General features: G+C 63.1%; 7 protein-coding genes. 3 read left to right on the forward strand and 4 right to left on the reverse strand.

Annotation, left to right across the window (positions count from 1 at the left end):
* Window positions 1-233: 233 nt before the first annotated feature.
* Window positions 234-437 (reverse strand): cold-shock protein, encoded by a 204-nt coding sequence (locus tag LJE91_05680; protein MCG6868226.1) that lies wholly within the window; start codon window positions 435-437, stop codon window positions 234-236.
* A 215-nt stretch (window positions 438-652) separates the two neighbouring features.
* Entirely contained in the window at window positions 653-4,972 is a 4,320-nt protein-coding gene (locus tag LJE91_05685) for a DEAD/DEAH box helicase (protein MCG6868227.1), read from the reverse strand.
* Between the two features lie 280 nt (window positions 4,973-5,252).
* On the opposite strand from LJE91_05685, the gene LJE91_05690 reads away from it, so the two are divergent.
* Window positions 5,253-5,753: a Crp/Fnr family transcriptional regulator gene (locus LJE91_05690; protein MCG6868228.1), complete on the forward strand. Its 501-nt coding sequence runs from the start codon at window positions 5,253-5,255 to the stop codon at window positions 5,751-5,753.
* A 181-nt stretch (window positions 5,754-5,934) separates the two neighbouring features.
* On the opposite strand, the gene galE is transcribed toward LJE91_05690, so the two are convergent.
* Complete coding sequence (galE, locus tag LJE91_05695; GenBank protein MCG6868229.1) at window positions 5,935-6,915, reverse strand: UDP-glucose 4-epimerase GalE; 981 nt, start codon at window positions 6,913-6,915, stop codon at window positions 5,935-5,937.
* A 20-nt stretch (window positions 6,916-6,935) separates the two neighbouring features.
* Window positions 6,936-8,342, reverse strand: coding sequence for an undecaprenyl-phosphate glucose phosphotransferase (locus LJE91_05700; GenBank protein MCG6868230.1), 1,407 nt, complete (start codon window positions 8,340-8,342; stop codon window positions 6,936-6,938).
* Window positions 8,343-8,738: 396 nt separating this feature from the next.
* On the opposite strand from LJE91_05700, the gene gmd reads away from it, so the two are divergent.
* Both gmd and LJE91_05710 read left to right on the forward strand, forming a co-directional pair.
* The gene (gmd, locus tag LJE91_05705; protein ID MCG6868231.1) at window positions 8,739-9,869 is read left to right on the forward strand and encodes a GDP-mannose 4,6-dehydratase; all 1,131 of its coding nucleotides are present in this window, start codon (window positions 8,739-8,741) and stop codon (window positions 9,867-9,869) included.
* 75 nt (window positions 9,870-9,944) lie between these two features.
* The coding region (locus LJE91_05710; protein MCG6868232.1) for an NAD-dependent epimerase/dehydratase family protein at window positions 9,945-10,484 on the forward strand (540 nt) is incomplete at its 3' end.

The raw sequence follows: 10,484 nt of genomic DNA on the forward strand, positions 1-10,484 counted from the left end.
AGGGACAGCGCAGCGCCGGGATCGTTCGTCATCAAGGCGCGACAACAGGCGCATAGTCGAACTATGTAACGGTTGTCGCAACACAGAGGACGGACGACAAAGACAAGCAGGATGGTATGTCATTTGACAGAAATCGCCTAAGGCCCTGGAGCCTTCAATTCCATGAGCCTCCAGCAGAAGCGACAAACCCCGCGCGAGGCGGGGTTTGTCGCTTCTGCGAAAGTCCTGCAGCCCTACAAAGGGGTAACGTTCGTCGCGCTCAACCCCTTGGGTCCTTCCTCGAGTTCGAAGCTGACCTTCTGGCCTTCCTCGAGCGTCTTGTAACCATCTCCGGAGATCCCGGAGTAGTGTACGAATACGTCCTCTTCCCTGCCGTCCGGCAGGATAAAACCAAAGCCCTTGGAGTTGTTGAACCACTTTACTGTACCAATTGTCATCAATCATTACCTCTTTATGAAACGTGCTCGTTGTCGTTTGATACGGCGTGCAACCGGTTACGGGTGGATGTTGTTTTGCTTTCACCCGGCACCGACCCCTCCTAGCGCCGCGATTCGAAGTATAGTCCAGGGAAATTGTGAACGCCATGCGCCTGTAAAGAGGAAGGATTCTTATCCGGCCCCGTGCTTTCCGGGGTGCTTCGTGGCGAGTCCGATCAGGGTCTCGCCCCCTCCGTGTGCCGCTCACGCAACAGACCTTCGAGTTGCCACACCGAACCCGTAGCGGCCCCATCCAGTACCTCGACGCGCCCCGCGCAAAACGCGGCGACCGGAGTCCCCCCGCGGTACAGCACCCGGTTGGAAGCCAGGGCGGGCACCCGGACACCGGAGGTCACGATCCCCGTCAGATTCAGCGGATCCGCACCGGACACGCTGACGTACGAGGTCTCCGGCGATTCCCGTTGCACATCGCGAAGCAGCCCGGCCGCCTCGGGCAATGCGAACTGTTCACCGCTGAAACCCTCGACGAAACGCCCTCCCCGGATCTCGCCGCGCGCCTCCAGCCGGCGCAGGACGTAGAGCAGCTCGCGCCAGGGCCGGATCCGTGTTTCGCGCTCCAGTAACCGACGGAAAACGATCCCGTACCGGCGCAACAATGCCCTGACGATCGGTTCGTGCGGCTCGGCCGGGCCAGAGACGGTACGACTACCGCCACGGGTCGTCCCGGAAACCAGCACCCAGCGTCCCGCCTCGTCCAGCTCGTTCTTCCCACGCCGCCTCCTGCCAGCCCGCTTCCCGGGCGCGACCATCAGGGCGCGCAGACCGGCGAAGCTGTCGGAGGTCGCCAGTCCCGCGACCGCCAGTTCGCTCAGGGCCTCCTCCACCTGCGTCGGCAACAGCCCCGTCTCGTGGACGATCTCGTCGAAAAACGATGCCCCGCCCGCCTCGAGAACGCCGGCGACCCGGTTGGCAAGACCGGAAAGTACCGCTCCCCGCGAATTCTCCACGTCCCGCCACAAGGTCAGCTCCCGGCGGTCCACCAGGGAAACGGGCGTCGTCTTCAGCGAGGCCTGAAACCGTCCGTGAGACGCTGCGCCGCGCGCACCGAGTCGAACCCACATCCGCCGGCCGGTCACGCACAACCGATCCAGCCAGGACGGCCGGTAGCCGTCGACGCGCAGCGGAAGGATCGCGGATTCCCAGGCCGTTGCCTGCGCCTCCCAACCCTCGAGTTGCTCCAGTACATCTGAAAGCGCCTCCTCACCCGTACGCATCTCTATCGCGCCGGCCGCATCCTGCACATGCACCCGCTGCCAGCGGAAAAGGAATCGCATCAGTGTTTCCGGCGGTACGGGTCTGACGGAGTCTCTCAGGCTGCGGACCGTGTATCGGTGGATGCGTGCAAGCAGCCCGCGTTCGCACCACTGCATGTCGCTGGCGCCCGGACGATAGCGGCCACGCATGGCGAATCCCTCGGACTCCAACTCGATCAGCGCCGCACGAACGTCCTTGGGCGCCACCTGCAGCGTCTCTGCGAGCGACGCCTCGGTGACCGGTCCCGACGCCTCGAGCCGCCCCCGCACCAGCTCGCGCAGGGCCGCCTCACGGGTCTCGGGAACGGTGCCGCCGGCCGGCTCGATCGTCGGCCTCGTGACCGCGTCCGGATGTACCAGGTGAAACTCGGCCAGTCGCTCGGCACAGACCCACAGCGGCTGGCTGTCGAGCGCGGTCCCGGCGACCGTAGCGCGGCGCTCGTCGAACAACCGCCCCAGCGCGGTATCGCCGCGATCGCCGAGCAAAGCCCGGCCTTCGGCTTCGGTCAGGACCCCGAGTAGCAGCAGCGCCTCGTGCAGTTCGTCGGCGTCGCGCGCTACCGGCCAGGCCTCATCCCTCACCCGGCGTATCGCTTCTTCGTCGAGACTGCCAAGCGCCGCGACGTCCTCGGGGCTCGCGTAGCGCCGCGCGCGGACCATCTGAGTGCGCCGCTCCTCGGCGGGCGCGTCGTCGAGAAAGGCGTAGGGATTGGCGGTGAGGACCTCACAGGCCAACGGCGACGGCTCGGTCAGGTCTCGGGTGACAACGCTAACCGTGCCCTTCTCGATGCGCTGCAACAACGCCTCCAGGCCGTCGACGTCCATGACCCGGTGCAGGCAGTCCGCCAGGGTCTGGTTCACGAGCGGGTGGTCCGGCACCTCACGTTTCCCGACCACGTTCTCCAGGCAGGCGATCTGGTCCGGGAACACGACCGCGACGAGGTCCTCGGCATCCATGCGCTGGAACTGCGGGGGCACACGCCCACCGGTACGATTGCGGCTCACGGCCAGTGCGATGGTCGCATTCCAGCGCCAATGCGTGGGAAACATGGGGGCGTCGAGCAGGGCCTGGACCAGGAGGTCCCTGACGGTCGACGAACTCAGGTAGCGCGCGGCCTCCTCGAGCGGAAAGCTGTGCGTACTGCCGAGCGAGAGGACGATGGTGTCTTCCAGGGCGGCGGCCTGCAGCTCGAAATTGAACTTGCGGCAGAAGCGTTTGCGCAAGGCCAGTCCCCAGGCCCGGTTGAGCCGCGACCCGAAAGGCGAATGCAGCACCAGGTGCTGATCGCCGGCCTCGTCGAAGAAACGCTCGAGGACGATAGTCTCCTGGGACGGTATCGTCCCCAGAGCGGTGCGCGCCGCCGCAAGATAGTCGATAATTTCCGCCGCGACGCGTTGCGATACACCCCAGGCTGGCGAGAACCGCGTGACCGCCTCGGACCGGTCCGTCCGCCCGAGCTCGCGATCCACGTCGGTACGCAGCCTGGAAACCGCCAGGCTAAGCTCGTCGCTGCGGCCGGGGGCCTCACCGAACCAGAACGGGATATTGGGCGGCTGTCCGTGCGCGTCCTCGACATGCACCTTGCCGGTCTCGGTCTTCAGGATGCGGTACGAAGTATTGCCCAACTGAAAGATGTCGCCAGGCAGCGACTCGAAGGCGAAGTCCTCGTTCAGGGTGCCGACATAACTGCCCTGCGGTTGCAGGATCACGTCGTAGTCGAACAGGTCCGGGATCGCGCCGCCGTTGAGCACGGCGGCGAGCTTGGCCCCCCTTCTTGCCCGCAGGCGGCGATTGACCGCATCCCGGTGAATCCAGGCCCCCCGCCGCCCCCGGCGCGTCGAGAAGCCATCGGCGAGCATCCGGACCACGGCATCGAAATCGTCACGAGAGAGGTCCCGGTAGGGCCAGGCCCGTCTCACCCGCATGAACAGGTCGTCCTCGGCCTGTTCCGCACAGGCGGTCTCCGCCACGATCTGCTGGGAAAGGACATCCAGGGGTTGCGCCGGCACGCACAACGTATCCAGTTCACCGCGCCGGATCGCATCCACCAGCGCGACGCATTCTACCAATTCGTCGCGACTGGTCGGGAACAAACGCCCCTTCGGGGTGGCGCCGACCGCGTGGCCCGAGCGCCCGACGCGTTGCAGGAAGGTGCTGATCGCGCGCGGCGATCCGATCTGGCAGACCAGATCGACGTCGCCGATGTCGATACCGAGCTCCAGCGATGCCGTCGCCACCAGGGCGCGCAGGCGTCCGGACTTGAGACGCTGCTCCGCTTCGAGCCGGTGCTCACGCGCCAGGCTGCCATGGTGGGAGGTCACGCCCGCTTCCCCGAGTCGTTCGGACAGCGCCTTGGCCAGTCTCTCTGCCAGGCGGCGGGTGTTGACGAAGATCAGGGTGGTGCGGTGCGCCTCGACCAGTTCGCACAGGCGCTCGTGGACCTCCGCCCAGGCCTCGGCCGACATCACCGCGTCCAGGGGCGAGGCGGTCAGCTCTATTGCCAGATCGCGCTCGCGTTCGTGTCCCGCGTCGACGATCGTCGCATGCACCTCGCGATCACCGACAAGGAATCGCTCCACGGTCCGTATCGGCTTCTGCGTGGCCGAGAGACCGATACGGACCAGACCCCGCGCGGTGATCGACTCCAGACGCTCCAGGGACAGCGCGAGGTGAGCACCGCGCTTGTTCCCGGCCATCGCATGAATCTCGTCCACAATCACCGTCCTCGCTGTGGACAGCACCCGCCGCCCGGAGTCCGAGGTCAACATGATGTACAGCGACTCCGGCGTGGTGACCAGGATATGCGGAGGGCGGCGCCGGATCCGGTCGCGTTCGGCCTGCGTCGTATCGCCGGTCCGGACCATGGCTCTGATGGCGAGATCTGCGTATCCCTGGCGGGTCAGTTCCTCACGAATACCCGAGAGCGGTATCTCGAGATTGCACCGGATGTCGTTCGACAGGGCCTTCAGCGGGGAGACGTAGACGACATGGGTCTCATCCGGCAACGCGCCGAACAGGTCGCCGTCGAGACCGCGCCAGACGAGGTCGTCGATGGCGGCCAGGAACGCGGCCAGCGTCTTGCCGGATCCTGTGGGCGCGGCGATCAGGGCGTGGCGTCGGGACTTGATCTCAGGCCATGCCCGGCGTTGCGCTGGGGTAGGGGCGGCGAATGCGGAGGCGAACCATGCGCTCACCGCAGGATGAAAGTTTGAGGTAGGCATCAACAAGGCACGACTCCCCCCGGTCTACCCGGTTGGCGACGCCGGGCAGACGACCGGCCGGAGGATGCTTCCCGCCGGGGCCGCAGACGTACATTCACCACGTCGGACCGTTGTCCGGCAACGCCATCGCGGGAGTGTATCCCGAATTCGTCGGTGGACAAATGCGAGCCTGACATATACTTACCCGAACTGCAGGCCGGATGTGCGATCTCCCCGGGGAGTCAGAGGCCCCTGCGATGCGCCTCGCAACTTGAAGAACACTAGGGTTTGACCCTGACCCATGCAGGCCGATACCAGCCACATTCGCTTGCTTCAGTCCATGCCTCTGTTCGGTGGCGTGGACGACAGCATCATGGGTTACCTGTTGTCCCGGGCAAGGGAGGTCAGCTGCCCCGAAGGCGCATACTACTTCCGCGAATCCGATCCCGGCAACGCGATGTACGTCCTGGAATCGGGCCGAGTGGCCATCGTCAAGTGCTGGCAGGACGAGGAATACGTACTTCGCGAACTGAACTGCGGCGACAGCTTCGGAGAGATGGCCCTGATCGACCTGTTTCCCCGCAGCGCCAGCGTCCTGGCCAAAGAGGACTGCGAGGCGCTGGAGATCTCCAGCGAGATGCTGTTCGAGGTCTACGAACGCGACCCCAGGCAGTTCACGCTGATTCAGATGAACGTCGCCCGCGAGATCAGCCGCCGGCTGCGGGTGGCCGACGAACGACTGTTCGAGCTCCGGATGTCCGAACGGGCATTACACCTGAAATACGATTCGCACATCTACTGAGTCGCTAGCGGTCCACGCATCGGAGTACCCATCCAGTATGCAGTGGGATCGGTAGGGTGGACAAACGCAGTGCAGTCCACCAATCTTCAGACCCGGTAGACATCCGAGAGACATCCGAGAGACATCCGAGGTGGACTGCGCTCCGCAGTTCCAAACACCTCGAGATATCGACGGGCGATCTTTACAAGCCGAAGTGCTTCTGCTCCCAGGCCCACGCATGCGCAATGATGACGTCGAGGTCGGCGAGGCGCGGGTTCCAGCCCAGTTGCGATTTCGCCCGTTTCGCGTCGGCGACGAGCCTCGCGGGATCACCCGCACGCCGCTCGCCGTGGGTTTCCGGGATCTCCCTGCCCGTCACCGCCCTTGCGGTATCGATCACCTCGCGCACCGAGAAACCCTGGCTGTTACCCAGGTTGAAACGGTTGCTCCCGGCCCCGTCGAGCAGACCACGCAGCGCCAGTAGATGCACACCGCACAAATCGTTGACGTGGATGTAGTCCCTCACGCAGGTTCCGTCCGGCGTATCGTAATCGTCGCCGAAAACGGTGATCCGCTCCCTGCGACCCGAGGCCGCCTGAAGAATCAGCGGAATGAGGTGCGATTCCGGGTCGTGCCGCTCACCGACGCGGCATTCCGGATCTGCCCCGCAGGCGTTGAAGTATCGCAGCGCCACCGAGCGCAGACCATAGGCCTTGTCATAGTCCTCCAGCAGTTGTTCGACCATCCACTTGGAACGCCCGTAGGGATTGATCGGTAACTTGGGATGCGCCTCGTCGATGGGGACGTACCGGGGTTCACCGAAGATCGCCGCGGTCGAGGAGAAGATAAAGGCCTCGACACCGTGTCGCCGCATGGCGTCCAGCAGCACCTGGGCGTTGGTGAAGTTGTTGAAATAATACTTGGCGGGTTCGGCGACCGACTCGCCCACCTCGATATGCGCCGCGAAATGCATCACGGCATCGAAGCGGAGCCGCCCGAACAAGGCGTCCAGAAACGCGGCGTCGCCGATGTCACCCCTGACGAATTCCCCCGCGAGGACCGCGTCTTCGTATCCCGAGTAGAGGTTGTCGACGGTCACGACGTCGAACCCCGCCGCGTCCAGGCCCAGCACCATGTGTGAACCGATATAGCCGGCCCCGCCCGCTACCAGGATTCGCGCCATTGAAGCAGAGTCTCGAGTGGTTAGTATGCGTTTTCGTGGGTGAACCCATTGAACAGGGTCAGAAAGATGATCTTCAGGTCGAACCACAGGGACCAGTGCTCGATATAGTAGATGTCGTGCTCGATGCGCATGTGCAGATCGGTGTCCCCACGCCAGCCGTTGATCTGCGCCCAACCGGTGATACCCGCCTTGACCATGTGCTTCTTCATGTAGTCCGGGACCTCGTCCTTGAACCGGTCCACGAATACGGGCCGTTCTGGCCGGGGTCCGACGATCGACATATGCCCAAGGAGTACGTTGATGAACTGCGGCAGCTCGTCGAGGCTCGTCCTGCGCAGGAACCGCCCGAAGGGAGTCGCACGCGCCTCCCCCTTGGAAGCCCAGGCGGGTCCGCTGCGGCACTCGCAATCGACCGGCATCGAACGGAACTTGAACATCATGAAGGGTTCACCATTCCAGCTTACGCGCTCCTGGCGGTAAAAGACGGGCCCCGGAGAACTCAGCTTGACCCCCAAGGCGAGCAGCAGAAACACCGGGCTGGTCAAGATCAGGATGATTAACGCGAGGATCTTGTCCTCGGCCTCCTTAATCCACAGATTGAGACCGACCATCGGCGTGCGGGATAGATCCAGCACCGGCAGCCCGGCGACCTCGGAGAAGGAGTGGTTGAGCAGACTGAAGCCAAAGATATCTGGGACAAAACGGATATCAGCCGTCGAATGCCTCAGATCATAGAGCACCTCTCTAACCGTGTCCTCTTCCCGCAAAGGCATCGCGAGCCACACCTGATCGATCGAGTTCGCCTCCAGGAATCCGGGCAGGGCATCCATATCGCCTAGCATGGGGAGCCCTCGGGCCGCGGATCTGTCTTTCTCGGTGGGCTCACCAAAAAAACCGAGCAATTTCAGGCCAGTCCAACTGGCCGCGGTTACCCTTTCGGCCACTTCGCGAGCCAGGTTGCCGGTGCCGACGATCACGATCTGTCTCTGGTTGAACCCCTGACTTCGGATCCAGCGAAGCAGAAAACGCAGGACGATACGGGAGGTCAACAGTGTCGTCCAACCCAGCAGGAACCAGACACCGCCCCACATTCGGGAGTATTGCGCGCCGGTTTTGGTCATCAAGGCCAAGGCGGCCATGATGAAGGCCAGCGTGACCCATCCGATCGAAAGCTGCCTTAGTTCCTCAATCAAGGGCGCGCCGCGCCATACCCGATAGACGGAACTGACGGGAAAGACCGCCGCGGACAAACCGACGACCATCAGGACAACCATGATGTAGCTTTCCGGCAGACCAGTCTGACCCATCTCCTCGAAAAAGGCGGAAACCCCGCTAAGGTAGAATGCCGCCACGCCGCTGGCGTAGATCGCAATCCAGTCGATCGCCCTCAGAAAGACGTTTACGATACTGGAATGCTCTTTCAGCATGCCCTTATAATACACGGGGACCTCTAAAAACTCTGTCTGCGTGTCGCGGACTGAATTCCGAGCACTCTATCCATAACGCATCATAATGACATAGATAGTCCCATAAATCAGTGAAAATTGCGTTTATCTCCGAGGATTTCAGAATTTGTGGCGCGTCCGCTCGGTCGATGCACATCGCACGCTTGGGGATCGGTTAACCATTCTCCGCTAGCGCAACTGACGATCGAGCCCGTATTGCTCCATTCAGGAGGCTCCAACCGAATGTCGTCGCAAGAATTCCGACTGTAAACCGGGCAATGCGATTAACCCCATTCGAGGCCTCTGGGCGTCTACACCGCCACCTGGGTTAGAATTGCCGGCCGGTATCGAATCGGGCATCGAACAGGCGGAACACGGGTGACGAAAAAAGCGTTGATTACAGGGGTCACGGGACAGGATGGCGCCTATCTGGCGGAGCTGCTGATCGACAAAGGGTACGAGGTCCACGGGATCAAGCGCCGGTCCTCACTGTTCAATACGGACCGGATCGACCATCTCTACCAGGACCTGCACGACCGGGACGTACGCTTCTTTCTTCATTATGGCGACCTGACCGACTCAACCAACCTGATCCGTATCGTCCAGCAGGTCCAGCCGGACGAGATCTACAATCTCGCCGCGCAGAGCCATGTCGCGGTCTCGTTCGAGTCACCAGAGTACACCGCGAATTCCGATGCACTGGGCACGCTGCGGTTGCTGGAGGCGGTGCGAATCCTCGGTCTGGCGGAGAAGACGCGGTTCTATCAGGCCTCGACCTCGGAGCTGTACGGCAAAGTCATGGAAACCCCGCAGACCGAGACCACACCGTTCTATCCCCGCTCCCCCTATGGTGTGGCCAAGCTCTATGGCTACTGGATCACGGTCAACTACCGCGAGGCGTACGGCATGTATGCCTGCAACGGCATCCTGTTCAATCATGAGTCCCCGGTCCGGGGGGAAACCTTCGTCACGCGCAAGATCACGCGGGGCCTGGCGCGCATCCGGCTGGGGCTGCAGGACTGCCTGTACCTCGGCAACCTCGATGCGCGGCGGGACTGGGGACACGCGCGGGACTACGTGCAGATGCAGTGGTTGATGATGCAACAGGCGCAGCCGCAGGACTACGTCATCGCGACCGGGCACCAGTATTCGGTCAGGGATTTCGTCGAAAACGCGGCGCGAAAGCTCGGACTCGCCATTCGCTGGAAAGGAGGGGGCACCGACGAGACCGGCGTCATCGAATCACGGACCGATGTCGCGAGTCTGGCGAACGAAGACACGCCGCCCGTAGGCAGCACCATCGTGCGCGTCGATCCCCGGTATTTTCGCCCGACCGAAGTGGACACCCTGCTCGGCGACGCCACCAAGGCCCGTGAGGAGCTCGGCTGGGAACCGCGGGTTTCCTTCGATGAACTCGTCGGCGAGATGGTGGCCGAGGACCTGAAGCTGGCACAACGCGATCGGCTGGTCAAGAATGCCGGCCTGCGCACCTATAACTATCATGAATAAGGGATCCACGCGTTCAGTCCGGGCGCTTGCCGCACCAAGGCACAGTCAACAAACGAAGATACTGCCATGAACGGGATGCCACACGACGCCCGGATCTTCGTCGCCGGTCATCGCGGCCTGGTAGGTTCGGCCATCGCACGCGCCCTGGCCGCGCGGGGACATACCGGGATCCTGACGCGCACGCGCGCCGAACTCGACCTGCTGGACCAGTCGGCGGTTCGCGCCTTTTTCGATACCGAACGGCCCGAGTACGTGGTGCTCGCGGCCGCCCGCGTCGGCGGCATCCACGCGAACGACACCTACCCCGCCAATTTCATCTACGAGAACCTGATGATCGAGGCCAACGTCATCGACTCGGCCTGGCGCTCGGGCGTGAAGCGCCTGCTGTTCCTCGGCAGTTCCTGCATTTATCCGCGGCTGGCGGAGCAGCCTATGCGCGAGGACGCCTTGCTGACGGACACACTGGAACCCACTAATGAACCTTACGCGATCGCCAAGATTGCCGGGATCAAGTTGTGCGAGTCGTACAATCGGCAGTACGGGACGGATTTCCGAAGTGTCATGCCGACCAATCTCTACGGCCCGCACGACAACTTCGACCTCGAGAACAGCCAC

This window comes from Gammaproteobacteria bacterium, from assembly GCA_022340215.1.
In the GTDB taxonomy this organism is placed as follows: domain Bacteria; phylum Pseudomonadota; class Gammaproteobacteria; order JAJDOJ01; family JAJDOJ01; genus JAJDOJ01.